Origin of the sequence: Hymenobacter norwichensis DSM 15439, assembly GCF_000420705.1 — a bacterium.
In the GTDB taxonomy this organism is placed as follows: Bacteria; Bacteroidota; Bacteroidia; order Cytophagales; family Hymenobacteraceae; genus Hymenobacter; species Hymenobacter norwichensis.
Window position 1 is genome coordinate 1 of the sequence record NZ_ATVL01000012.1, and the last position, 23,264, is coordinate 23,264.

The 23,264-nt window shown below is 54.5% G+C and carries 21 protein-coding genes and 1 rRNA gene; 14 read left to right on the forward strand and 8 right to left on the reverse strand.

Annotated elements, in window-relative coordinates; genetic code table 11:
- Positions 1 to 110: 110 nt before the first annotated feature.
- The 7 genes from rrf to G536_RS29420 all read left to right on the forward strand — a co-directional run bounded on the left by rrf (position 111) and on the right by G536_RS29420 (position 6,166).
- Positions 111 to 222 (forward strand): 5S ribosomal RNA (rrf, locus tag G536_RS0122685).
- Between the two features lie 291 nt (positions 223 to 513).
- Positions 514 to 2,574, forward strand: coding sequence for a BatA domain-containing protein (locus tag G536_RS0122690; RefSeq protein ID WP_022825900.1), 2,061 nt, complete (start codon positions 514 to 516; stop codon positions 2,572 to 2,574).
- 42 nt (positions 2,575 to 2,616) lie between these two features.
- On the forward strand, positions 2,617 to 3,156 hold the full coding sequence (locus tag G536_RS0122695) for a DUF4199 domain-containing protein (protein ID WP_084708804.1): 540 nt from the start codon (positions 2,617 to 2,619) through the stop codon (positions 3,154 to 3,156).
- Positions 3,157 to 3,211: 55 nt separating this feature from the next.
- Entirely contained in the window at positions 3,212 to 3,736 is a 525-nt protein-coding gene (locus tag G536_RS0122700) for a DUF4199 domain-containing protein (RefSeq protein ID WP_071837805.1), read from the forward strand.
- Positions 3,729 to 4,709, forward strand: a complete 981-nt coding sequence (locus tag G536_RS0122705) for a glycosyltransferase family 2 protein (protein ID WP_022825903.1) — start codon at positions 3,729 to 3,731, stop codon at positions 4,707 to 4,709. The genes G536_RS0122700 and G536_RS0122705 overlap by 8 nt, the downstream gene beginning before the upstream one ends.
- A gap of 69 nt (positions 4,710 to 4,778) precedes the next feature.
- A complete protein-coding gene (locus tag G536_RS0122710) occupies positions 4,779 to 5,903 on the forward strand; it encodes a glycosyltransferase (protein ID WP_022825904.1) in 1,125 nt (374 codons plus the stop codon).
- Between the two features lie 5 nt (positions 5,904 to 5,908).
- Positions 5,909 to 6,166 (forward strand): DUF7079 family protein, encoded by a 258-nt coding sequence (locus G536_RS29420; protein WP_022825905.1) that lies wholly within the window; start codon positions 5,909 to 5,911, stop codon positions 6,164 to 6,166.
- A gap of 104 nt (positions 6,167 to 6,270) precedes the next feature.
- Here G536_RS29420 and G536_RS0122720 read toward each other — a convergent pair whose 3' ends face one another.
- Together G536_RS0122720 and purB are read right to left on the reverse strand one after the other, a co-directional pair.
- Complete coding sequence (locus tag G536_RS0122720) at positions 6,271 to 7,368, reverse strand: glycosyltransferase family 9 protein (protein ID WP_022825906.1); 1,098 nt, start codon at positions 7,366 to 7,368, stop codon at positions 6,271 to 6,273.
- 525 nt (positions 7,369 to 7,893) lie between these two features.
- Positions 7,894 to 9,258, reverse strand: coding sequence for an adenylosuccinate lyase (gene purB / locus G536_RS0122725; protein ID WP_022825907.1), 1,365 nt, complete (start codon positions 9,256 to 9,258; stop codon positions 7,894 to 7,896).
- Between the two features lie 159 nt (positions 9,259 to 9,417).
- On the opposite strand from purB, the gene G536_RS29425 reads away from it, so the two are divergent.
- Positions 9,418 to 11,574, forward strand: a complete 2,157-nt coding sequence (locus G536_RS29425; RefSeq protein WP_022825908.1) for a transglycosylase domain-containing protein — start codon at positions 9,418 to 9,420, stop codon at positions 11,572 to 11,574.
- A gap of 88 nt (positions 11,575 to 11,662) precedes the next feature.
- Here G536_RS29425 and G536_RS0122735 read toward each other — a convergent pair whose 3' ends face one another.
- The 3 genes from G536_RS0122735 to G536_RS0122745 form a co-directional block, all read right to left on the reverse strand.
- Entirely contained in the window at positions 11,663 to 12,313 is a 651-nt protein-coding gene (locus G536_RS0122735) for an HAD family hydrolase (protein WP_026880503.1), read from the reverse strand.
- A 136-nt stretch (positions 12,314 to 12,449) separates the two neighbouring features.
- Complete coding sequence (locus G536_RS0122740; protein ID WP_022825910.1) at positions 12,450 to 13,379, reverse strand: TerC family protein; 930 nt, start codon at positions 13,377 to 13,379, stop codon at positions 12,450 to 12,452.
- Positions 13,380 to 13,441: 62 nt separating this feature from the next.
- Entirely contained in the window at positions 13,442 to 14,230 is a 789-nt protein-coding gene (locus G536_RS0122745; protein ID WP_022825911.1) for a polyprenol monophosphomannose synthase, read from the reverse strand.
- Positions 14,231 to 14,658: 428 nt separating this feature from the next.
- Between G536_RS0122745 and G536_RS0122750 the strand changes: the two genes are divergently transcribed.
- The 4 genes from G536_RS0122750 to G536_RS0122765 are packed head-to-tail and all read left to right on the forward strand — an operon-like array spanning position 14,659 to position 17,774.
- Complete coding sequence (locus tag G536_RS0122750; protein ID WP_033370728.1) at positions 14,659 to 15,183, forward strand: RNA polymerase sigma factor; 525 nt, start codon at positions 14,659 to 14,661, stop codon at positions 15,181 to 15,183.
- A 5-nt stretch (positions 15,184 to 15,188) separates the two neighbouring features.
- A complete protein-coding gene (locus tag G536_RS29430) occupies positions 15,189 to 16,103 on the forward strand; it encodes a HEAT repeat domain-containing protein (protein WP_022825913.1) in 915 nt (304 codons plus the stop codon).
- Positions 16,051 to 16,920 (forward strand): DUF4097 family beta strand repeat-containing protein, encoded by an 870-nt coding sequence (locus G536_RS0122760; RefSeq protein WP_022825914.1) that lies wholly within the window; start codon positions 16,051 to 16,053, stop codon positions 16,918 to 16,920. Before G536_RS29430 ends, G536_RS0122760 begins: the two co-directional genes overlap by 53 nt.
- Positions 16,917 to 17,774, forward strand: a complete 858-nt coding sequence (locus tag G536_RS0122765; protein WP_051167078.1) for a DUF4097 family beta strand repeat-containing protein — start codon at positions 16,917 to 16,919, stop codon at positions 17,772 to 17,774. The genes G536_RS0122760 and G536_RS0122765 overlap by 4 nt, the downstream gene beginning before the upstream one ends.
- Positions 17,775 to 17,780: 6 nt before the next feature.
- Here G536_RS0122765 and hemG read toward each other — a convergent pair whose 3' ends face one another.
- Positions 17,781 to 19,112 carry a protoporphyrinogen oxidase gene (hemG, locus tag G536_RS0122770; protein WP_022825916.1) on the reverse strand — a complete coding sequence of 444 codons (1,332 nt, stop codon included), beginning with the start codon at positions 19,110 to 19,112 and terminating at the stop codon, positions 17,781 to 17,783.
- Between the two features lie 167 nt (positions 19,113 to 19,279).
- Between hemG and G536_RS29435 the strand changes: the two genes are divergently transcribed.
- Positions 19,280 to 19,849 (forward strand): D-glycero-alpha-D-manno-heptose-1,7-bisphosphate 7-phosphatase, encoded by a 570-nt coding sequence (locus tag G536_RS29435; protein WP_022825917.1) that lies wholly within the window; start codon positions 19,280 to 19,282, stop codon positions 19,847 to 19,849.
- Positions 19,850 to 19,904: 55 nt separating this feature from the next.
- Here G536_RS29435 and G536_RS32350 read toward each other — a convergent pair whose 3' ends face one another.
- Positions 19,905 to 20,057, reverse strand: a complete 153-nt coding sequence (locus G536_RS32350; RefSeq protein WP_157530873.1) for a hypothetical protein — start codon at positions 20,055 to 20,057, stop codon at positions 19,905 to 19,907.
- Positions 20,058 to 20,522: 465 nt separating this feature from the next.
- Positions 20,523 to 21,917, reverse strand: coding sequence for a type III PLP-dependent enzyme domain-containing protein (locus G536_RS0122780; RefSeq protein ID WP_022825918.1), 1,395 nt, complete (start codon positions 21,915 to 21,917; stop codon positions 20,523 to 20,525).
- Between the two features lie 365 nt (positions 21,918 to 22,282).
- On the opposite strand from G536_RS0122780, the gene G536_RS0122785 reads away from it, so the two are divergent.
- Positions 22,283 to 23,257: an arginase gene (locus tag G536_RS0122785; protein WP_022825919.1), complete on the forward strand. Its 975-nt coding sequence runs from the start codon at positions 22,283 to 22,285 to the stop codon at positions 23,255 to 23,257.
- Positions 23,258 to 23,264 lie beyond the last annotated feature (7 nt).

The window sequence follows — 23,264 nt, forward strand, 5'->3', positions numbered from 1 at the left end:
CTAATGACCCGAACGCTTCTACCAACAACGCACGCTGTACCGCTGGTTTTCTTTCTTGGCCTTGTGTCAACAACATGACGCAGTTTCGGAACACGAACTGCGACACCAGTAATGGTGGCTTTAGCCCGGGTGTTCACCTCTTCCCATTCCGAACAGAGTCGTTAAGCCCCGGAGCGCCTATGGTACTGCCTTCATCGGTGGGAGAGTCGGTCGCCGCCAACCTTACTGTACCCCACACCGCCCCTCCGGCCCCGCGCCGTTGAGGGGCGGTGTTGTTTTATAGCTTACCCGGAACTATAGCTATCTAAGGGCAGACCCTTTTGGGTAGGGTCGCTTAGCTGGAACTCTAATGCCGTGGTTTTTTATGTTGGGGCAACTTAAATAGCATTGGATACAAATTATTGTAAAAGCAGTTTAAAAAGAGATTATAATATTAATTGATGCGCTAAGGGAGATTTTTAAGTAATCTTTTGATGAGGATTGTGTTTACATTTATGAACATATTCAGCTTACATGGCGTTTATACATCCTTGGTTTTTATTAGGTTTGATTGCAGTTGCAGTACCAATTGCTATTCATTTATTTGAGCTTCGACGCCCTAAGCGGGTGTTGTTTACTAATGTTGGCTTTATTCGAGAGGTAAAGTTGATTAGCGCGCGTCAGCGTAAACTCAAACATTGGTTGGTGTTATTGGCACGCATCAGCTTTGTTGTTTTTCTGGTGTTGATGTTTGTGCAGCCTTACATACCTGCACCAATTCAAACCATTCAGTTGCAGTCATCGGTTAGTGTCTTCGTAGACGCAACACCAAGTATGCAGGCAAGTACCCAGAATAAGCAAACCAGTGTGTTCGAGCAAAGTATTAAGGAGGCTCAAGCGCTACCTAATGTTTATTCAGTTGCCACTGATTTTTCTTTACTGAATACAGCGACACAGCGCCGCAGAGCAAGCGAGTATCGATTAGAATTGGACAGACTGCAGGTATCGGGAAGAGCTGATGGGGTAAGTAGTGCTTTCAACCAGTTAAAAGGTGCGACGACAGAACAAGCTTTCATTCTCTCTGATTTTCAGAAGAATAGTTTTTCCGCTACAGATATTGCAACTATTGACACTGCCCAGAAAGTATTTTTGGTGCCTGTGGCAGCGCGAAGCCTAAAAAATGTCTTTGTAGATAGTGTATGGTTAGATGATGCTTTTATAAGAAGGAATACAAATATCACGCTTCATATTCGGCTGCGTAATGGAGGTAGCATGAAGGTGGAAAGCTGCCAAGTGAAACTATTCGTGGGAGACCGGCAGGCTACTGCATTCAGAACGGACGTGCCTGTGAACGGTGTTGCGACGACTAATGTACAGTTGCGTTTGGAGGGAGAACAACTAGAAAAATGCAGGATAGAGTTAGATGACTTTCCTGTTATGTTCGACAACAGCTTTTACTTCACGCTTCAGCCTTCTCCGCAAATCAAAATACTGGACATAGCGGCCACTGAGCGATTAGGTGGCGCTACTCGTCAACTCTATGCTAATGAGCCTTTATTCGCTTATAACTCTGCTAAAGCTTCAGGTATTGACTATCGGGCGTTGGAAAGCAGCGATTTGGTATTAGTGCAAGAGCAGCCTCGCATGGATGCTGGCTTGCGTGAGAGTCTGGTGCGGGTGGTAAGACGGGGTGGGTCGTTGGTACTGGTACCGCCAGCGGAAGCTGTGGCGCGCGCATCGTACACTCAACTATTCGCTGATTTAGGCGTTGGTCCGGTAGCATGGGAGCCAGCCGGAGCAGCACCAGTACTGCGTGATGTAGCTGTGCCAGCGGCGCAAAATCCCTTTTTCAAAGATGTATTTGGGAGCCAGAATCGGCAGCCGCTAATGCCGAAAGTTAGTCCAGTGATACGCTGGTCACGCTCTGACGCCAATATCATGCGCATGCGTGATGGAGAGGGGTTTCTGGGGGAGTTTTCCAGTGGCCCTGGCAAGGTGTACGTGTTTGCGGCTCCATTTAACAGCACATATTCTGATTTTACGCAACATGCTCTTTTCGTGCCGGTGATGTATAGATTGGCTATGCAAAGCTACCGTAGAGAGCAGCATCCGTCGTACAGGCTCAACCAAGGCACAATTGCTATAAACATAGCGGAAACTGTGAAGGGCAGTGCGGAGCAGGTTTTTAAACTCTCAAAGGATAGCACGACGTTTATCCCAAGCCAACGCTTACAGGCAGGAGTATTGCGGTTTAGCGTGCCTGCTGCAATGCGAGAGCCAGGGTTTTATACTCTTTCTCTCAACGGCAAAGTGGTGGCCTCTTTGGCCTTCAATTTCGATAAGCGGGAATCCGAGTTGGCCGCTTACTCGGCGGAGGACTTACGCCAGTTAATTGGTCCTAATCGGCCGAACGTGCAGGTATTCGATGTGAAAGATGGCGAATCGGTGGCAGCTAAGTACAAGGCAGAGCGAGTAGGTACCCCGCTGTGGCAATACTGCTTATGGATAGCCCTAGCCAGTTTGTTGGCCGAGGTGCTGCTGCTACGTTTCATGCGGCAGCAAAAAGCAGCTCCGGCGCCGGCAGTAGCCGCATAAAGCAAGTGAGTAGCGCAAGTCATTGTATCTTGCGGGCTCATTATGCCGGACACCGTGGAAGAATCTGCTTCACCAACAAAACTAATTTTGCGCACAGCGGTGCTCTTCGGAGTAAGTGCAGGAGTGCTGTGTGTGCTCTGGGTAATAGGACTGTATCTAAGCGGCAGTAACCCGTACGGGCCAAAGCGGTTGATGGCTATTTTCGTGCCGCCTGCCGCCGTAATACTGGGGCAGTGGCAGCTACGGCGCTACTTCAAACCGGAAGGCCCTGGTATTCTAAAATCTATAGGTACAGGGCTGCTGATTGCACTGTTTACGGCCGTGGTATCAGCGGGTGGAGTTTATGCCTTTGCGCAGGCTACCGGGCCAGAGCCAATTGCGCGGCACCTGACGGAAATGCGCCACCTGCTGAAGCAAAGCCGCCCTATGTTTCTGAAAGAGAAAAATGGCCGGCAACAGTATGAGCAAACGTACCGCGGCTTGGCGTTTTCGGCCCAAGGTCTGGCAGCCGATGACTACATGCGGAAACTGATAGTAGGAATACTATTGAGCATTCCGGGAGGGGTTTTTCTGCGGAAATGAGGAAAAAACAGATATTGCATCTTCAATTTCTCACTTCTAACTTATTATAAACCCAATGGAAACACCTGCTACTCCCGTTACTCCATCTTCAGTTGGCATTCGTTATGGTTTGTTGTTGGGGCTGGCCTCTGTAATATTCTCTTTTCTTCAATTAACCTTTATTGAAGATCCGGAAACTCCTTTGCGTTGGATAGGAGTAGTTATTATGATAGTGGGTATTATACTGGCGCACAAGCATTTCAAGCACCAGAACCAAGGGTTCATGTCTTATGGGCAAGGGCTGGCTATCGGCGCAATTACATCGGCCGTTTCGGGCGTGATTGGGGGCGTATTTACATTCATCTACTTCACCTTTATCGATCCTGGCTACATGGCGCGCGTGATGGAGCTGACCCGTAGCCGGATGGAGGAAAAAGGTATGCCGGATGCGCAGATAGATCAGGCTATGGCCTTAACAGAGAAGTTCGCCACTGGTCCCATCTCCATGGTATTTGCCATTTTGGGTGGCTTGTTGATGGGTTTCCTTGTTTCATTAGTTATTTCGGCTTTCACTAAAAATTCCCGCCCCGAGTTTGAGTAAGCGCCTTTCGCATTCGTTTCCGGTTGAGCTGTCTATCGTAATTCCGTTGCTTAATGAAGCCGAATCCTTGCCGGAACTGACGCGCTGGATTCATCGAGTGTTGGTGGAGCAGGGGCTGACCTACGAGGTTCTGCTGATTGATGACGGCTCGACAGACAACTCCTGGGACGTGATTGAAGAACTGGGAGAAGCTAACAAGAACTTGCGAGGCATCCGCTTCAACCGTAATTATGGGAAGTCGGCGGCGCTGAACGTGGGCTTTCGGGAAACGGTGGGCCGGGTGGTTTGTACCATGGATGCCGATTTACAGGACTCGCCGGAAGAGCTGCCTGAACTGTATCGCATGATAACGGAAGGTGGCTACGACCTAGTAAGTGGCTGGAAGCAGAAGCGATATGACCCTTTGTCGAAAACTATTCCAACCAAGCTTTTCAATGGTGTCACCCGCTGGATTTCGGGTATTCAACTGCACGATTTCAACTGTGGCCTAAAATCCTACGACCAGCGCGTGGTAAAAAGCATTGAGGTGTACGGCGAGATGCACCGCTACATTCCAGTAATTGCCAAATGGTCGGGGTTCCGTAAAATTGGCGAGAAGGTGGTGCAACACCAGGAGCGCAAATACGGTGTCACGAAATTTGGGCTGGAGCGGTTCGTGTACGGCTTCTTGGATTTAATGAGTATCACGTTCGTGAGCCGGTTTCGGCGGCGGCCTATGCACTTTTTTGGCACGATGGGCACCCTATCGTTTGTGCTAGGCATGCTGATTACGCTGTGGCTAGTGGGGGAGAAGGTGTATCTGGCCTTCAATAACCTGAAAGCGCGCGACGTAACGGACCAACCCTTGTTCTTTCTGGCTTTGGTGGCAGTAGTGGTAGGCGCCATGCTGTTCCTGACCGGATTTCTGGCCGAACTGATTCAACTCAATGGTCCAAACCGCAACGATTATCTGGTGCGGGAAAGGGTCAATTAGAAGTGAAAGAACCCAGCGCTGCGCTGCCACGAGTAGAGGTGCGCTGATTTTTAACGCTAAAACTTACTTATGCGCGTTGTTATCATCGGGCCGGCATATCCGTTGCGGGGCGGGCTGGCTACTTACAACGAACGGCTGGCGCGGGCATTCCAAGAAGCCGGCGACGAAGTGAAGCTGGTTACGTTTTCGTTGCAGTACCCCGGGTTTCTGTTTCCCGGTCAGACCCAGTTCAGCACCGAAGAGGGCCCCGCTGACTTGAATATCGACGTCAGCATCAACTCGGTAAACCCTTGGACCTGGTGGCGAGTGGGCAACCGGCTACGACGCGAAAATCCCGATTTGGTGGTATTTCGGTTCTGGCTGCCGTTCATGGGACCCGCGCTGGGCAGCATTGCTCGGCGCATCAGCAGCAACCGCCACACCCGCATAGTAGCCATCACCGACAACGTAATACCGCACGAAAAGCGCCCTGGTGACCGGCCATTTACACGCTATTTTTTGTCGGCCTGCCACGGTTTCGTCACCATGAGCCGATCGGTGCTAGCCGATTTGCGACGCCTGCACTTCAAGCAGCCGGCCCAGTACAAGCCTCACCCGCTCTACGACAATTTTGGACCGTTGAAGGCCAAGGCGGAAGCATTGCAAGCCCTGAATCTGGACCCCAGTTACGGTTACCTGCTTTTCTTTGGGTTTATTAGGGCCTACAAGGGACTAGATATATTGCTGGAAGCCTTTGCCGATGTACGGCTGGCCGCACTGCCCGTGAAGTTGATTATAGCCGGCGAATACTACGAAGATGCCGCTCCCTACGAAGCGCTGATTGCGCAGCACCAGTTGGAAAGCCGCCTCGTGCGTGCCACCGACTTCATCCCCAACGAACGGGTAGTAGACTATTTCTGCGCGGCCGATATGGTGGTGCAGCCATACAAAAATGCCACCCAAAGCGGCGTATCCCAAATTGCCTACCACTTTGAGCGGCCCATGCTGGTAACTGACGTGGGCGGACTAGCTGAACTGATTCCGGATGGAGAAGTGGGCTACGTGGTGAAGCCCACTGCCCGCGCCATTGCCGATGCGTTGTTGGATTTCTATGAGCACCAGCGCGAAGTGGAATTCACGGCCGGCGTATGGGCCCGCAAAAAGGAATTTTCGTGGAGCGAAATGGTGAAGGCCCTAAAGGAAGTGGCTGGATAGAAACTATGTTCCGCGAAAACGCAACGGCGCGTACGCCCGTCTGGATTGCTTTAGCGGCGCTGTACCTGGATACAGAGCTGACAGACGACGACTACAAACACATTGCTGATGTGAGGTATCAGGCCCGGCTAAGCTGGGCGGAGATGCAGCGTATCAACCAGGAGGAGGTGGCACCGGTGTTGGTGTACAATCTGTTGAGCGTTGCCGGGGAGTGGGGTGGGTTCGATGAGCAATGGCTTATGCAAGCAATAACAGCCCGCTAGAAGCCGCCCACGCTGTTTGGCTCACGGTGGTTGTGGGCCTGTTTTACGAAATGGCTACTGGCAGCCGATTTGGAGCGACTACGGCGCGCTTACGCCCAAGCAAGCTAAAATGGCACACTAGCTTGCACCGCCGCTAATACCTTTTCGGCGGGCAATTCCTCCATGCAACTGATGCCCAACTTGCAGGTGCCTCGGTAAAAGCACACGCACGGCCGGTCGGGCTGCACCAGTTGGCCGCGGCCATACAGGTCGAATTCGTAAGGGTTGAAGATGTTGTTCATCAAGATGGTGGGCTTGGCCAGTGCAATGCTGATGTGCATGGCCATAGTTACCTGCGTCACGATGCCATCCATCTGGTGCATCAGGTTGATGAACTGCTCCAGTGCGAATGTGCCGGGGTACGCCGCGCCGGTAGCGGCATGCAGCCGCTGGTTGCGCTCGGCCTCGGCCGTGCCGCCGAGTAGTACGGGAGCATAGCCCGCTTCTTGGAGTTGCGCAATCAGCGTAACCCATTTCTCATCCGACCACAGCCGAGTGGTCCACCTGTCGCCGCAGCCGGTGTTCAGACCGATCCGGGGCTTGCCCTGCGGTATGGTCGCCCAATTGTAGCCCTTGTTTTCGTGATTGTCGAATACGTATTCTTCGCCCCGGAAATCAAAGCCGCACAGCTCGAAAATCTCCTGCACGTATGGTTTCTGGTTTTGCAGGCTGAGTTGGTCGAAGACGCCAGTCAGGAACTTGTGGTGGGCCTGCTCGTTGTGGGGCCATGCCACGCCATCGTATTCGCGCAGAGTATAGCCGAAACGGTGTTCGGTATCCACTTTTAGCAGCAGCGCGCAGGCTTCTTTCTCTTTATCAAGGTTGATGGCAATATCGAACCGACGCGCCATGAGTTGCATAGCGCTGGCAAAATCGAATTTGAGAATTTCATCAACTTCAGCTTGCGGTAAGATAGCCGGCGTATGCGTCAGCCAGGTAATATAGCAGCCCGGATATTCTTGGCGCAGCCGCCGCAGCAGCGGCGTAGTCCGAATTACGTCGCCAATGGCCCCGAGCTTGATGAGCAATACCCGTTTCTGCACCGGATCATACACCGGGCAATCCTGGCAGACGTAGCCATGTTCTTTATTAGGACGGCAAGGCAAGTCGCCGCGGAAATGACGGCAGTCGGGCCGGACAGTAACACCGGATAGGTTGGACATAGGGACGCAGTTAGGAACCGCGAAGATAAACACCCTAACCGATGTTGCAGGAGGTTAGGGCAGCAACTGAGGAATAGTTGAAGTACAGGTTGCTGTTTTTGAAGGGAATTTCACAGCGGCACTTTTTGGCTTTTGGTGAACTGGCGACCAAATAGGCAAGTCAGTGAACTGTGTGGCAGGCAGTAATTGGGCGAAAGGAGCGTTAGGAGTGGTAGGTTTATTTAGGTGTTCAAATCCGTCTGTATCGAAGATATCAGCGTGCGACATGCAAATAGGTAGTAGGAGAGCAGAGTACAGTGTATCAAAGATTCACCTATTTATACGAATAGACAATATATGTATCGTAGTATTCTTCTGATATCAGCAATCATTGTGAGTATTTTCAAATGGTTTGCAAAATTTTTGGTATTTATAAAGTTTTAATATAACTAAACATATAAAATAGGTTTGAATAATGGAGGATACAAAACAGAAGAAGCAGCGTCGAACATTGTTCGACGCTGCTTCTTTGCAGGTAAGCGGAATCTATATGCCTACGTAGTTCGACGGAGAAATTGCCCGAAGTTCAGCTTTCACCGTTTCGCTCACTTCCAGCGTTTCCACAAACTCGCGAATAGTAGCCTCTGATATCGCCGAACCAGTGCGGGTCAGCGCCTTCAACGCATTGTAAGGGTCGGGGTAGTTTTCGCGGCGCAGAATAGTCTGGATGGCTTCGGCTACTACCGGCCAGTTGGCATCCAGGTCACGGCGTAGAGCTTCTTCGTCGAGAGCCAGCTTGTTGAGGCCGCGCTGAAGCGACGTGAGGGCAATAAGTGTATGGCCCAGCGGTACACCCAAGTTGCGCAGTACCGTGGAATCGGTCAGGTCGCGCTGGAGGCGGCTGATGGGTAGCTTAGCCGACAGGTGTTCCAACACCGCATTGGCCAGGCCTAAGTTGCCCTCTGCATTTTCGAAATCAATAGGATTCACTTTGTGCGGCATAGCCGACGAGCCTACTTCACCCGCTTTAATGGTTTGGCGAAAATAACCCACCGCAATGTACTGCCACACGTCGCGGGCCAGGTCGGTGAGGATGGTATTGAGCCGCTTCAGGTTGTCGCAAAGGGCGGCTAGGTGGTCGTAGTGTTCGATTTGAGTGGTGGGGAAGCTACGGCTCAAACCCAGCTTGCTTTCCACAAACTGCTGCCCGAACTGGTGCCAGTCGAGGTGCGGGTAGGCTACGTGGTGGGCATTGAAGTTGCCAGTGGCGCCGCCAAACTTAGCCGCAAATGGTATCTGGCTCAACAGGGCCACCTGGGCATCGAGGCGGGCCACAAACACCTGAATTTCCTTGCCTAACCGGGTAGGAGAAGCTGGCTGGCCATGGGTGCGAGCCAGCATCGGAACGGCGGCCCACTCGGTGGCGCGCTCGGCCAGTTGGTTGCGCACCTGGGCGTAGGCGGGCAGGAGCGTATGCAGAAGCGCGTGCTGTAAACTCAGTGGAATGGCGGTGTTGTTGATGTCCTGCGAGGTCAGCCCGAAGTGGATGAACTCCAGATATGAACCCAGGCCCAGCGCCGTAAACCGGTCCCGTAGAAAGTATTCCACGGCTTTTACATCATGGTTGGTTACCTGCTCGTGGGCTTTCACAGCTTCGGCATAGGCCACCGAAAACTCTGTGTATAGAGCGCGCAGCTTGGGAAAGACTTCGGCATTAACACCCTGCAGCTGGGGCAGCGGCACCTCACAAAGCGCAATAAAATATTCCACTTCCACCAGTACCCGGTACCGAATCAGGGCTAGCTCCGAGAAGTACGAGGCCAGGGGCACAGTCTGGCGGCGGTAGCGGCCATCGAGGGGCGAAACAGCGGTTAGCGGCGTGAGTTGCGTGTAATCGGCAGCAGTTGACATGCGGAGAAGAAGGTTGGCCTGAACGCCCAAAGGTAGCGAATGGAGGCGCGCAGCCTGAACGGGGGCAGCCTTTTTCGTTACCTTTGTACAGCAGGCGGTGGCTAGTTGGCATGAATCTGGCCTGGCCCCGCCACGACTTCCTTCACTCTGCTTGTTCGCGTGACTCCAGCAACAAAGAAAAAAATAGGTATTGGCTTGGGTATTCTGGCGGCGCTGCTGGCCGTAGGCCTGACGGTGTTTCTGCTCAAGCGCCAAGCCCTGCTCACGTATGCGCTGGCCCAGGTGAAAGCCAAAGTGGAACGCAAATACCCCGTGGCGCTGACCTTAGGCCAAGCCCGCTTCACCGACCTGAACACGGTACAGATTGACGGCATGAGCCTCGTGCCTACCGCCCAGCCCACCGATACGCTGCTCCAAGCTCGCCTGTTAACGGTTTCGTTGAGCGTCCGGTCGTTGTTTGCTGGCCGGCCAGTGTTCAGCAACCTGGAAATCAGTGATGCACAACTCACGGCCCGCAAAACCAACCGTACCGACAACTACTCGTTTCTCTATAAGAAGAAACGCGCTACCCCCGCCGCAACCCCACGGGATACCACCAACGGGACTAATTACGGCCTCCTAGTGAATCAATTGCTGGAAGCCAGCTTTGATAATGTGCCCGGCGAGGCCGATTTCCGCAATTTCTTAGTCACTTACGACAGTCCGCGCCACCAGGCCCGCATTGTAATGCCCCGGCTGGCTATTGAGGACGGCGACATTGAAGGCCAGCTAACAGCCACCGTCGATTCGGTGGTGAACAAGGTAGGCGTGCAGGGCCACATCGAGCCCGGCGACTACGCGCTGAACGCCGAAGTGTTTGGGCTGGAGCGGCGGCCAGTTACGCTACCCTATGTGCTACGGCGCTACGGCGCGCGGGTGCAGTTCGATACGCTACGGTTTAGTCTGACCGATAAAGACTTAGCCGACGACGAGCTGACAGTGCGCGGCACGGCCTCGGCTGCCAATTTTATTGTGAATCACCCAAAGCTCTCCGACCGGGACGTGCGTTTTCCGCGCGGCGGCATCGAGTTTGTGGCTCGACTGGGGCAGGCTTTTGCAGCCTTGGATGAAGGTACCAAGGTGACACTGAATCGGATGGCCTTTTTTCCGGTGATGAGCGTCCGGAAGCTGCCGCTCAACCAGCGCGTGGTAGGCAAGATGATTAACGGCCTGCGCAACCGCCGCGAGACCCTGGCCGGCCTGCAAGTGAAAGCCGACATCGTATCAGCAGAAACGCCAGCTAACACGTTTTTCGCGGCGCTGCCCGAAGGCATGTTCAATACCCTGGAAGGCATGCAGGGCGAAGGCACGCTCAAGTACAAGATGCACCTCGACCTGGACATGAACCAGCTCGACAGCCTGCAATTCTCATCGGGCCTGACGCCGAAGAACTTCCGCATCACCAAGATGGGTGCCGAAGACCTGAACAAGCTGAATCAGGATTTCCTGTACACCGCCTACAACGATAAAGGCGACTCCATTAAAGCCTTTGCGGTAGGACCTTCCAACCCCGAGTTCGTATCGTACGACGAGGTATCGAACTACCTAAAAGCGGCTATCATGACGGCTGAAGACCCGCGTTTCCTGACTCATAAAGGGTTCATGGAGAAGGCCTTTGTGAAATCGGCTATTCAGAACATCAAGGAGAAGCGGTTTGCGCGGGGCGGCAGTACCATTTCCATGCAGCTAGTGAAAAACGTGTTCCTGACCCGTCAGAAAACCGTAACCCGCAAGATAGAGGAGGCACTGATTGTGTGGCTATTGGAAAACACCCGCATTGTTTCCAAGCAGCGCATGTTTGAGGTGTACCTCAACATCATCGAATGGGGCCCGAAGGTGTATGGTGCCAGCGAGGCCTCAGAATTCTACTTCAACAAGCAGCCCGCCAACCTTAACCTATCAGAAAGCCTGTACCTGGCCAGCATCATTCCGCGGCCGAAGTATTTCCAACGTTCGTTCAACCAGTACGGCGAAATGCGCAGCAGCGCCCGGTATTTCCACCGCCTGATTGCCAAACTCATGGCTAGCAAAGGTCTGATTTCGCAGAACGACTACGCCAGCGTGGACTACTCGCTGAACTTCCCCGGCCGAGCCCACGGTTCCATCTTCCGGGCCGCGCGCGACACAGTGCGGGTTACGTCGACCGATTCCACGCAGTTTGAGCCGCTAAATTTGATCGACTTGCTGGGTGGCAATGCTGCTCCAGACGCGGGCGTGAACACCAACATTCCGGCCGAGCAAGGCGGTGAAACAACTCCTCCAACTCCAAAGCCTTAACGGACCAGTACCTTAAGCGAAAACTGCCCGCAAGCTACAGAGGTAGTTTGCGGGCAGTTGGTTTTTAGCCTTAGTGATAACGCAAAACTTACAGCAACGACTTCATAAAAGCGTCGTTGAAGTCGGGCGCGAAGTGCAGCACGTTTTGCAGGTGACCGAATTCGTGCGCTTCGTGGGTGGTAGTGAGCACCACGGCTTGCATACCGGCGTTGTTTGCCGCTTCGGCACCTTTAGGCACGTCCTCGAACACAATGCACTCACTCGGCTTAGCACCTAGTTGAGCGGCGGCTTTCAGGAAGGTTTCGGGGTGCGGCTTGCTTAGGGTTACGTCGGCGGCACTCACGATTTGCTGGAAATAGTGCCGAATATTCAGGTTATCGAGCACGAAGTCGATATTGAATGGAATGGCCGCTGAGCCAATGGCCATAGCAATACCCCGCTGGTGAGCCTGCTCTAAAAACTCGGCCAGCCCTGGTAGCAGCGCCAGATGCGGCAGAAACTCGGCTTGGTAGCGCTTCTCCTTTTCCACTGATAGCGTATCCATTTCCGCTGCCGTGAACCGGTCGGCCCCGAACATGCGTACCAGCAACTCCTGGTTTTTGCCGTACATCTGCGGTTTGATTTCTTCCCAGGAAAAGTTGCCGCCCAAATCGTGGTTGAGTACGTGCTGCCAGGCCCGCGTATGGTATTCCATATCGTGGATCATGGTACCGTTGAGGTCGAAAATAAATGCTTTCATGCAAAGAAATAGGTGAGGGCGCACCTCTAAAAACACGCCCGCGTGGTTGACAGACGCCGGCAGGGCGGTAGCCAAGCCGGCGCGTTAAGCTGCCGCAAAGCTACGGCCGCCAGGTTTACAACAAGTAAAGGAAAGGTTATGCCGGCGTTTCGGTCTGCTTTGGGAACAGCAGCGAAGCGGCAATAGACAGCGCCAGAATAGTACCCACCACCCCCAAGGATATACCCATAGACAGGTGTATTACCTCGGAAAGCAGCAGCTTTCCCCCAATAAAGACGAGGATGAGCGAGAGGCCGTAGTGCAGATAGTGAAACAGCCGCATCAATCCTTCCAGCGCAAAATACAGGGCCCGTAGCCCCAGCAAGGCAAATACGTTGGAGGTGTACACGATAAACGTGTCGCGCGAGACGGCCAGAATGGCGGGGATGGAATCGACGGCGAAAACTACATCGGTGGTTTCCACCATCACCAGCACTACCAGCAGCGGCGTGGCAAACAGCAGCCCATCTTTGCGCACGAAAAATTTGCCTTCGTGCAGCTGACTGGTGATGGGCAGATGCCGGCTCAGAAACTTCACCACCGGATTAGAATCCGGGTTGATTTCGGGCTCTCCGGCGCTGAGGGCCATTTTGATGCCCGTGTATATCAAAAACGCTCCGAGCACATATAGCAAGAAGCTGAACTTGGCCAGCAACGCCGCCCCCACCAGAATAAAGATGGCCCGCAACACCAGCGCCCCCAGGATGCCCCAGAATAGAATCTTGTGCTGGTACTGCGCCGGAACCCGGAAGTAGCTGAATATCAGTAGAAAGACGAATAGATTGTCAACGCTCAGCGACTTTTCGATCAGATAGCCGGTCAGAAATTCCAGACCCGCCTGCCGCCCCATAGTGCGGTACACCAAGTAATTGAAGGCTAGGGAAAGCGTAATCCAGAATAGGCTCCAACCCAAAGCCTCGCGCATTTTTACTACGTGCGCTTTCCGGTTGAACACCAACAAATCGAGCAGCAGCATGGCCAGCACGAAGGCATTGAACCCAACCCAAAACAGAGGCGTATTTTCCATGGAGCAGCAACAAGATACACCCAGCCGGCGCCTACCGATGGCCGCCTCCCAATACTACGAATTTACCGGGTTTTCGTCGTAGAGGTTGCTACAGTAGCTGGTACTGGAGCACTGGAATCCACCCGCTCGAAGCGGCGAAACCAACTGCTGATTCGCATTTTGATGACGCCGAAGAAGGCTTCTTGGAAGATGCCTTTGCTCATTTTAGAAGTGCCGCGGGTTCGGTCGGTGAAGATGATGGGCACTTCCTTTATCCGGAAACCATACTTGTAGGCCAGCCACTTCATCTCGATCTGGAACGCATAGCCCACAAACCGAATCTGGTCGAGGGGGATGGTGCGCAGTACGCGGGCGGTGTAGCACTTGAAGCCCGCCGTGGCGTCCATGATGGGCATGCTGGTAATAAAGCGCACATAGGCCGAGGCAAACCACGACATCAGTACCCGGTCCATGGGCCAGTTTACCACGTTCACGCCCTGAATGTAGCGCGAGCCAATAGCGAGGTCGTAGCCTTGCCGGGCGCAGGCGTCATAGAGCTTCACCAGGTCGTCGGGGTTGTGCGAGAAGTCGGCATCCATCTCGAAGACGTACTGATAGCCGTGCGCCAGCGCCCATTTAAACCCATGGATGTAGGCTGTGCCCAGCCCCAGCTTGCCTTTGCGCTCTTCCAGAAACAAGCGGCCCGGAAACTCCGTCATCAGGGCGCGTACAATATTGGCCGTGCCATCTGGCGAGCCATCATCAATGATGAGCACGTTGAATGCCATCGGCAACGAGAAGACCTTGCGGATAATCAACTCCGCATTTTCTCGCTCATTGTAGGTTGGTATCAGGACGAGCCCCTCATTCATAGGCCAAAGATATAAGTTAGAAGCGAGTAGAGGCACATCAGAAAGCAGACTTTCCAGAGAGCAGTACGGTTGAGCTTTGTATGTTTTTCAGAGCAACAGACAGCTATAGGAGAAAAGGTGCCTGCCATAGCATCCGTTCTTTTCAAGATGCCTGCTGCCACAGTGGTGGTTGCAACCTTAGTGCAATAGCCAAGAGCATATTTCAACAGCGCCGGGTGTTGCAAAAGTTGCCTGGGTTTCCAAGAACGTTAAATAGCGGCTGGGGCTGCTTGCCAGCGTTGCGGGGCGCATAATAAGCGCAATTACTGGGTAGCTTGAAAAAATAACGCACCGCAACTGTAACCTTCCGGCGCAGGGGCGGTGTCCACCAGCAAATACCACAAAAACTCAGCTCTATTCGGTTGGACTCGCTATCAGACAATGCGCTTATGCTCCGGGTGAAGGCCGGAGAGCTGGACCAAATGGGCTTGCTGTTCGAGCGGCATCACCGCAAGCTGTACGGCTTTTTATATCACATGCTGGGCAATGCCGCCGTCAGCGAGGACTTAGTGCAGAACGTGTTCTACCGCATGCTCAAGTACCGGCACACCTACACCGGGGAAGGCGAGTTTCGGGCGTGGATGTATCACTTGGCCCGCAACGTGCTAGCCGACCACGCCAAAAAGAACCGCCACGCCACCCGCCACACCGACGTAGCCGACTTCGTGGAAAGACTGAGCGGCGGCACGCACGCCGACGAAGGGCTGCAAAAGGAGCAGGAAGCGGCCACCCTGCATCGCGCCCTGGCCCGGCTCAGCCCCGAGTACCGCGAGGTGCTGGTGCTAAGCCGCTTTCAGGAAATGAAATACGACGAAATAGCCCGGGTACTGAATACCACCGAAGGCGCCGTGAAAGTGCGGGTGCATCGCGCCATGAACGAGCTGAAAACCACCTATCTGCGAATTGAAAACTGAAGGATATGCAGTGCGAACAAACCCAAGAGAACCTAGCCGACTATCTGAACCAGCAGCTACCTGCTGCTGAGCAGGCAGCCCTAAAAGCCCACCTAGCGCATTGCCCAGCGTGCCAGGAAGAACTGGAAACCGTGCAGCAAATGTGGCAGCTGCTGGGTACAGTGCCCACACCCGAGCCGAGCGAAAACGTGCGGCCGGCGTTCTACTCCATGCTGGCGTCTTACAAAGAAGAGGTAGCCGCAACGCCCACGTACTCACTGGCGGGCGCGTGGCGCTGGTTGCAGGCATTGGCTGTGCCGCGGCCCGTGGTGCAGCTGGCGTATAGTGTCTGCCTGATAGGATTGGGGCTGGCCGCGGGCTGGTGGCTGAACAGCCGCAATGCCCCTGCCAACCCCGACCAGCAACAACTGGCTGCTCTGAGCAAACAGGTAGAACACATGCAGCAGGTGATGCTGCTCACGCTCATTGAGAACCCCTCAGCAACGGAGCGGCTGCGGGCCGTGAGCTACACCAAGGAATTAAACACCGCTAACAGCCGGGTGGTGGAAGCCTTGCTGAGCACCCTCAACCACGACGAAAACGTGAATGTGCGCCTAGCTACCCTCGAAGCCTTGGCCCAGTTGGCGCAGGACCCGGCCGTGCGGCTAGGGCTGGTGCAGGCCCTGCCGCAGCAAGAGTCGCCGCTGGTGCAGTCGGCGCTGGCCGATGTGATGGTGCAGTTGCAGGAGAAACGCTCGGTGCAGCCGTTGCGCCGCCTGCTCGCTCAGCCCGACCTGAACTCGGCCGTGAAAAACAAAATCGAAGAAAGCCTGAAATCCTTGTCGAATGGGCGGCCCGCCACTTCGTCTTCACCTCAACCCCCCTACCATGAAACGCTGTATCCTGCCCAGCCAAATTGGACTGCTGGTACTATTATCTAGCTGCCAGGCTCAGGCCCAACAACAAGAAGCTACTGAGCAAATCAACAAAGAATTCACCCTAGCCAATGATGCTGGCCGCAACACGCTGGCCGTGTACAACATCGACGGCTCGGTGAGCGTGCAGGGCTACTCGGGCAGCAAAGTGGTGGTGGAAGTCACGAAAACCATCCGGGCTGCTGATGCGCAAACCCTGGCAGTAGGCAAGCAGGAAGCACAAGTGGATTTCTATCAGCGCAACGACAGTGTGGTGGTGTATATGAAAGGCCCCTACGATTCGCGGCCGAACCATAACCGCAACACCGAGCATAAGGAAATCAAGTACCGGTACTCGTTTAACTACGTAGTGAAAGTGCCTTACCAGATGAACCTGCACGTATCGACCATCAACAATGGGGCGGTGCTGGTGCAGGATGTAACGGGTACACTGAACGCCTACAACATCAACGGGGCCGTGACGCTCCGCAACGTGAAAGGCACCACCACAGCCCGTACCATCAACGGCAACCTGGAAGCCACGTACGCGGCCAATCCGCCCGGCCCATCGTCCTACAACACCATCAATGGCCAAATTAAGGTGAGCTATCCGGCGGATTTGTCGGCGGATGTACACTTCAAAAGCATGCACGGCGAGTTGTACACCGACTTTCCCAACGCAGAGCTGCTGCCGATGCAAGTCAGCCAGAACAAGCAGAGTGCTGGTAGCGGCACCCAATACAAAATCACCAAGGATACGGTCGTGCGGCTGGGCAAAGGCGGGAAAGATTTCCGCTTCGAGACCATCAACGGCAGCGTAACCATCAAACAGCAACCCAAATGAACAGTTCTCTTCCTCGATTTTCTCTCTTGCGCCGTGTGGTAGGTGGTATTAGCCTGATGTTGCTTACCGGTATCTACGGAACCGCCTCGGCGCAGGCTACTAAAGAGCAGCTGGTGGTGGTACTCAGTAACCCTGGCAAACCCGGCTTGGTGAACGTAAAGCTGGTAGGCGGCTCGATTACGGTGATTGGCTATAGCGGCAAAGACGTGGTAATTGATGCCACGACCCGAGCCGGCCGGCAAGCCACTTCCCGCCTCGTACCCGCCAACGCCGCCGGCATGAAGCGTATCGACACCAGCAGCAGCTTCGACCTCACCGCTGATGAAGCTAACAACCAGGTTTCCATCAAAACCTCATCTTGGAAGAACCCCATCGACCTGGTGATTAAGGTGCCGCAGCGCTTTTCGTTGCAGATTGGTACGGTGCAGCACGGCAACATCACGGTTGAAAACGTGTCGGGCGAGCTGGAAGTCAGCAACGTGAATGGGTCTATCCAACTGAACGACGTATCGGGTTCGGCGGTGGCCAACACCGTAAACGGCGGCGTGAAGGCCACCTTCAAAACCGTAACGGCTGGGGCGCCCATGGCCTTTTCCACGGTGAATGGGGCAGTAGATGTGACCTTGCCCAGCAGCACGAAGGCGGCGTTGAAGCTGAAATCAGACCACGGCGAAATCTACAGTGACTTCGACCTGGTAGCCGAAAGGAGCCCCGCCAAAGTAAACCGCACCAACCAAGCCAGCATGTACCGCGTGAGCATCGACGACTGGACTTATGGCAAAGTAAACGGCGGTGGCGCCGAAATCATGATGAAAAGCCTGCAAGGCAACATCTACATCCGCAAGGCCAAGTAGGTGGAATTACTTTCCTGTAAGCTGGTCCGCTACGTGCCTGGCATGCCGGATACAGTCGGGAACACCTACGCCGCCGCGCCAATTAGCGGCGCTCCAGATACCCTGGGCCTGGAGAGCATCGGTGGTGGTATGCGCGGCCATAATGCGCTGGTCGTACTGCGGAATGGCTTTGTCCCAGAGGTAGCGGTACTGCCACAGCGGTTGCGCAGCTTTGATGTCGTAGAATCGGCTTAACTCTTCATGCACCGCGGCTTTCTGGGCGGTTTCTGACTGCTGGGCATTGGCTTCGTACTGCGCGCCGCCCACGAAGGTGGTAAAGAGTACTTGCCCATCGGGCACGCGGTTTGGGAAGATAGAACTGGTCCAGATGCTGCCGGCTGCATATGGCTGTTCCACTTTAGGGTGCAGCGCCCCGAAGCCATCAAGCGGATGACCTACGTCCTCGCGGCGGTAGGCGGTATATACAGCAGCCATAGGTGGGTAATGCACGGCGGCCAAGGCAGCGGCGGCTTCCGGGAAAAGCGGGGCCAGCAAGGGCGCCGCTGCAAACGTCGGTAGGGCCAGCACTACAGCATCGTAAGAAAAGCCGCCGTTGCTACCCGCCGAAGTTTGCACCTGATAGCCACCCTTGGTAGTGCGGTGCAGTGCCAGCACCCGCTGGCGTACGTGGTGGTGGGTGAGTTTGGCGGCCAGCGTATCCGTCAGCTTCTGAATGCCGCCTTGCAGCGAGATAATGCGGCGGCGTCCGGCCCCACCGCCAGTTTTGGCCAGTCCGCGCAGCACCGAACCGTATTGCTGCTCCAAGGCCGCCACCTTGCTGAACGTTTTATGAATCAGAAGCTGCGCCGGGTCGCCGGCATAGATGCCTGATATGAATGGATTGACGGCATAATCGACGATTTCGGGTCCGAAGCGGCGGCGGAAAAAGGCGTCCACCGTTTCGGTGGGGTTGAGCGGCGCGGCCGGGCGGCGTAGCTCCCGCAGGATATTGAACTTTGCTTTCCAACTGAAAAAGCCGTTGGTAAGCAAAGCGGGCGGCGTGCTAGGTAGCTGTTGATACCGCCCGTTGCGCAGCACATAGCGGTTTTTGCTAACGGCCGCCGCGTCCTGAATTTCATCGACTAATCCCAACTCCGTTATCAACTCTAGCAGTTCGTCGCTCAGTTGCAAGGAATTGGGACCGGTTTCAACGAGGTAGCCATCGGGGTGCGACACGGAGCGTAGGCAGCCGCCGGGCGTGGTTTCGGCTTCAAATAAGTCGTAGGCAACGCCAGCTTTTTGGAGTTGCCAGGCCACCACAAGGCCAGAAATACCGCCACCCAGAATAGCAATGGTCATATCGAGGAGAAAGTAATGAAGCGAAGAAAAGAAGCTGTGGCCTAGATAACCACTCGCAGGCGCAAAGGTCACGGAAATTTGAGGTTCCGGGCGGCCACCCCGTCAACTCCCGTAAAAACCCCAATTTTGCGCCAGCATCACTTCTTACTTCACAACCAGCCTACGTTATGCCTGCTCTCAACAAAGCCGTTTTTCTGGACCGGGATGGAGTGCTCAACCAAGAAATTGGCCATTACGTGTGGGAGCCTGAGAAATTTGTGGTGCTGGAAGGCGTGCCGCAAAGCCTGGCGGCACTCAAGCAAGCCGGCTACCACCTGATAGTAGTAACCAATCAGGCGGGCATTGCCAAGGGCCTCTACACGCCGCACGATGTGCAGGCTTGCCACGCCAAGCTGCAAGCCGCCTGCGGCAACCTGATTGACGCTTTCTACTACGCGCCAGGACACCCCAGCGTATCGGAGTCGTTGTCGCGCAAGCCCGATTCGCTGATGCTGGAAAAAGGCTTGGCGCGTTTCCACCTTGACCCCACCCAGTGCTGGATGGTGGGTGACCGGTACCGCGACATGCAGGCCGGCCAAAAAGCCGGGGTGCGCGGCATTCTGGTGGGAGAGGAGGAAACCAACAACTACCAGCCCCGCGTAGCCGATTTGCCCGCCGCCGTACAACTTATTTTACAAGCCGACTACCCAGTAAGCGCTACAGCCAACTTACTCTTACTCGGATGGCATAATACCTGAAAAGCCGACTCCTTGTGAAGGAAGTCGGCTTTCTAGTTGAAAGATATGCAGCATGCTACTGTTGGGCTGGGGCCTTATCTGCAGTGCTAGCCATAATGGGTGAGGCTACGTGGGTAGCGGGTTTAGTGCTGCTATAAGCAGGGCAATGGGTTTTGCACGAGCCGAGTCCTGCCACGGCCAGCACAACGAAAAGCAAAGTTCTTTTCATATATAAATGCAATTTTAGGGTTTTCTGGTTTCAGGCAATGTATTCGAAATTAACACATTCCGAGGGATAACGCAGTGTCAGGTTGAAAATTATTCTGGCTGGTCGTCCTAATCAAGAAAATGCCCCACAAAAAAGAAGTCAGCTCCTATCCTTAGATAAGAACTGACCTCAGAGAAGACAAAGCTAAAAAAGCCGTTTCCTGTTTACAGCCGCGCTGCCGAAGAAGAAGCCGTAGAGGCTGTGACCGGCGAAGCAACATGGTGAGTTGCTTTAACACTTGAGTAAGCTGGGCAAACCGTTTTATTGCACGCACTCAAACCTAGTACGGCTACGGAAGCCAGAAGGAGTAACTTTTTCATCATTAAGTAGCTGAGTTGTTATTTATGGGTTGGTTATAAACTCAAAAATAGGACTTTCCAGCGGGCCAGCCAAAGCCGTCCGCTGGAAAGCCGCTAATATAATTTATTAGTAACCCAGAATACGCATCATCGAGGCGCTGTCCTGTTTTTCGGCAAACACCCGGTCGGTCAGGTTGCCTTCCTCGTCACGGTCTAGGATGACCAGCTTGGGCGCCGGAATCAGGCAGTGTTTGATGCCGCCGTAGCCGCTCAGGCTCTCCTGATACGCGCCGGTATGGAAGAAGCCTACATACAGCGGTTGGGTATCGGCGGGCTTGCGCTCCGGCAGGAATACCTGGTATATGTGCTTTTCAGCATTATAATAATCCTGTGAATCGCAGGTGAGGCCGCCGAGCTGGCAGCGCTTGTACTGCTTGTTCCAGCCGTTGAGGGCCAGCAGGATGAAGCGCTGGTTCAGGGCCCAGGTATCGGGCAGGTTGGTGATGAACGAGCCGTCAATCATGTACCACAGCTCCTTGTCGTTCTGAAGCTTCTCGTCCAGAATCGAGTAGATGGTAGCGCCCGATTCGCCGACCGTGAAGATGCCGAACTCGGTGAAAATGTCCGGCTCCGGTACGCCTTCCTCACCGCAAATGCGCTGGATGGTACGCAGCACCTCAGCAATCATGTAGGGGTAGTCGTACTCAGGCTGAATCGAGGTTTGGATGGGCAGGCCGCCGCCAATGTCGATGGTGGTGAGGGTGGGACACACCTTGCGCAGCTCGCAGTACTTGTGCACGAAGCGGCTCAGCTCCGACCAGTAGTACGAGGTGTCTTTGATGCCCGTGTTGATGAAATAATGGAGCATCTTCAGCTCGAAGCGCGGGTCGTCTTTGATACGCTGCTCGTACAGCGGAATGGCATCGGCGTAGCGGATACCCAGACGCGAGGTGTAAAACTGGAAGCGCGGCTCTTCATCGGACGCCAGGCGCATGCCCACGTTGCACTTCTCCCGCACGTTGTCGTGGTAGTATTGCACCTCGTTAGGCGAGTCGAGGATGGGCATGCAGTTTACAAACCCGTCGTTGATGAGGGCCGTAATTTCCTGTTTGTATTCCTCGGGCTTGAAGCCGTTGCAAATGATAAACGTGTCCTTGGCCACCTTGCCTTTGGCGTGCATGGCCCGGATGATGCTGATGTCAAACCACGACGAGGTTTCGATGTGCACGTCGTTTTTGAGGGCTTCTTCCACCACAAAGCTGAAGTGCGAAGCCTTGGTGCAGTAGGCGTAGGAGTAGCGGCCTTGGTAGCCGATCTTCTCGATGCCTTCCTTGAACCACTGCTTGGCCCGCTGAATTTGGGTGCTGATTTTGGGTAGATACGCCAGCCGGAGCGGCGTGCCGTGCTTCTCTACCAGCGCCATCAAGTCGATGTCGTGGAAGCGCAGTTCGTTTTGCTCGACGCGAAAATCCTGGCTGGGAAAATCAAAGGTTTGGGTAATCAGGTCGTGGTAAGTATCCATTGAAGGAGAAGAAGGAGAGGGAAAGGCTGGTTACAAAGGGTTGCGTCTGTGGTCCTGAGCTTACGAAAGACTAGCTCTTACCAACACGGGCAACTATGGTAGTTGTTGACGCGTGAGTGGGTTTTGCGCAAGCTCAGGACCACAGACGAATAAATAAGGGAACCGTCGTGTTACGGTTGTGTTAATTTCTAAACTCGACGGCTTTTGCCGAACTTGCGGCCCGCAAAGATACTCCCTTACGGAGTTTTGGTTGTGCTATGTTCGTTGGTTGCGCCGGAAGGTCCGGGCGCGTCAAGCCTGAGCGGGACCCCACCCCTCAATCGGCAAGCATGTAACCCACCTAACCTCTTTTCTGCCAATGTAATATGCGACGTATCAAGTTGTTGGAAGTACGTTCCGAACTCGGAGCCGGTACCCGAGGCGCCAGTATGGGCATTGATGCCCTGAAAGTGGCCTGCCTCAACAAAGGGTGCGACTACTTCCGGCGGTTCAACTCCGTGGTGGTACCCGACCTGAACCACGTGCTCTTTGAGCCCAACCATTTCCCTTTTGCCCGCCACATCGACTCCATTTATACAGTGCAGCGGGCCGTAGCCAGCACCGTGGAGCAGACGCTGCGTTTCGGGGAGTTCCCGCTGGTGCTATCCGCCGACCATAGCAGCGCCAACGCCACCATTGCTGGCATCAAGGCCGCCTACCCCAACAAAACGCTAGGCGTTATCTGGATTGATGCCCACGCCGACATTCACTCGCCCTACACCACACCCTCCGGCAATGTGCACGGCATGCCGCTGGCCGCATCCCTAGGCGAAGACAACCGCGAGTGCCAGCGCCAGCAGCCCGACGAGGAAACCGAGTTCTTCTGGCAGCGCCTCAAAAACCTGAGCGTACCCGGCCCGCGCATTTTGCCAGAGCACTTAGTGTACGTGGCCGTGCGCGACACTGAGGCTGAAGAAGAAGCCCTGATTGAACGCCTGGGCATCCGCTGGATTCGCCTGCCCGAAATCCAGCAGAAAGGCTCCCGCCAGCTCTCCCGCGAAATCTACGAGCACCTGCGCTTCTGCGACATAGTGTACATTTCCTTCGATGTAGATAGCCTCGATGCCAGCTTCAGCCGCGGTACCGGCACTCCCGTTGCCGATGGACTGTACCTGTCGGAAGGCGAAAACCTATGTCAGGATTTGCTGGATAATGAACGGGTGGTGTGCTTCGAGATGGGCGAAATCAACCCCACCCTCGACCACGAAAACACCATGGCCCACAACGCCTTCAACATCCTGGAAAAAGCCACCGAAGCCATTGAGCGCCGCCTACGCATGGAAGAAGTGGTGAGCCGGTAGCCGAGCA

What these genes read in the sequence shown, in the direction of transcription:
- G536_RS0122690 (WP_022825900.1), top strand. Translation starts at nt 514, where the DNA reads ATGGCGTTTATACATCCTTGGTTTTTATTAGGTTTGATTGCAGTTGCA.
- G536_RS0122695 (WP_084708804.1), top strand. Translation starts at nt 2,617, where the DNA reads ATGCCGGACACCGTGGAAGAATCTGCTTCACCAACAAAACTAATTTTG.
- G536_RS0122700 (WP_071837805.1), top strand. Translation starts at nt 3,212, where the DNA reads ATGGAAACACCTGCTACTCCCGTTACTCCATCTTCAGTTGGCATTCGT.
- G536_RS0122710 (WP_022825904.1), top strand. Translation starts at nt 4,779, where the DNA reads ATGCGCGTTGTTATCATCGGGCCGGCATATCCGTTGCGGGGCGGGCTG.
- G536_RS29420 (WP_022825905.1), top strand. Translation starts at nt 5,909, where the DNA reads ATGTTCCGCGAAAACGCAACGGCGCGTACGCCCGTCTGGATTGCTTTA.
- G536_RS0122720 (WP_022825906.1), bottom strand. Translation starts at nt 7,368, where the DNA reads ATGTCCAACCTATCCGGTGTTACTGTCCGGCCCGACTGCCGTCATTTC.
- purB (WP_022825907.1), bottom strand. Translation starts at nt 9,258, where the DNA reads ATGTCAACTGCTGCCGATTACACGCAACTCACGCCGCTAACCGCTGTT.
- G536_RS0122735 (WP_026880503.1), bottom strand. Translation starts at nt 12,313, where the DNA reads ATGAAAGCATTTATTTTCGACCTCAACGGTACCATGATCCACGATATG.
- G536_RS0122740 (WP_022825910.1), bottom strand. Translation starts at nt 13,379, where the DNA reads ATGGAAAATACGCCTCTGTTTTGGGTTGGGTTCAATGCCTTCGTGCTG.
- G536_RS0122745 (WP_022825911.1), bottom strand. Translation starts at nt 14,230, where the DNA reads ATGAATGAGGGGCTCGTCCTGATACCAACCTACAATGAGCGAGAAAAT.
- G536_RS0122750 (WP_033370728.1), top strand. Translation starts at nt 14,659, where the DNA reads ATGCTCCGGGTGAAGGCCGGAGAGCTGGACCAAATGGGCTTGCTGTTC.
- G536_RS29430 (WP_022825913.1), top strand. Translation starts at nt 15,189, where the DNA reads ATGCAGTGCGAACAAACCCAAGAGAACCTAGCCGACTATCTGAACCAG.
- G536_RS0122760 (WP_022825914.1), top strand. Translation starts at nt 16,051, where the DNA reads ATGAAACGCTGTATCCTGCCCAGCCAAATTGGACTGCTGGTACTATTA.
- G536_RS0122765 (WP_051167078.1), top strand. Translation starts at nt 16,917, where the DNA reads ATGAACAGTTCTCTTCCTCGATTTTCTCTCTTGCGCCGTGTGGTAGGT.
- hemG (WP_022825916.1), bottom strand. Translation starts at nt 19,112, where the DNA reads ATGACCATTGCTATTCTGGGTGGCGGTATTTCTGGCCTTGTGGTGGCC.
- G536_RS29435 (WP_022825917.1), top strand. Translation starts at nt 19,280, where the DNA reads ATGCCTGCTCTCAACAAAGCCGTTTTTCTGGACCGGGATGGAGTGCTC.
- G536_RS32350 (WP_157530873.1), bottom strand. Translation starts at nt 20,057, where the DNA reads ATGAAAAGAACTTTGCTTTTCGTTGTGCTGGCCGTGGCAGGACTCGGC.
- G536_RS0122780 (WP_022825918.1), bottom strand. Translation starts at nt 21,917, where the DNA reads ATGGATACTTACCACGACCTGATTACCCAAACCTTTGATTTTCCCAGC.
- G536_RS0122785 (WP_022825919.1), top strand. Translation starts at nt 22,283, where the DNA reads ATGCGACGTATCAAGTTGTTGGAAGTACGTTCCGAACTCGGAGCCGGT.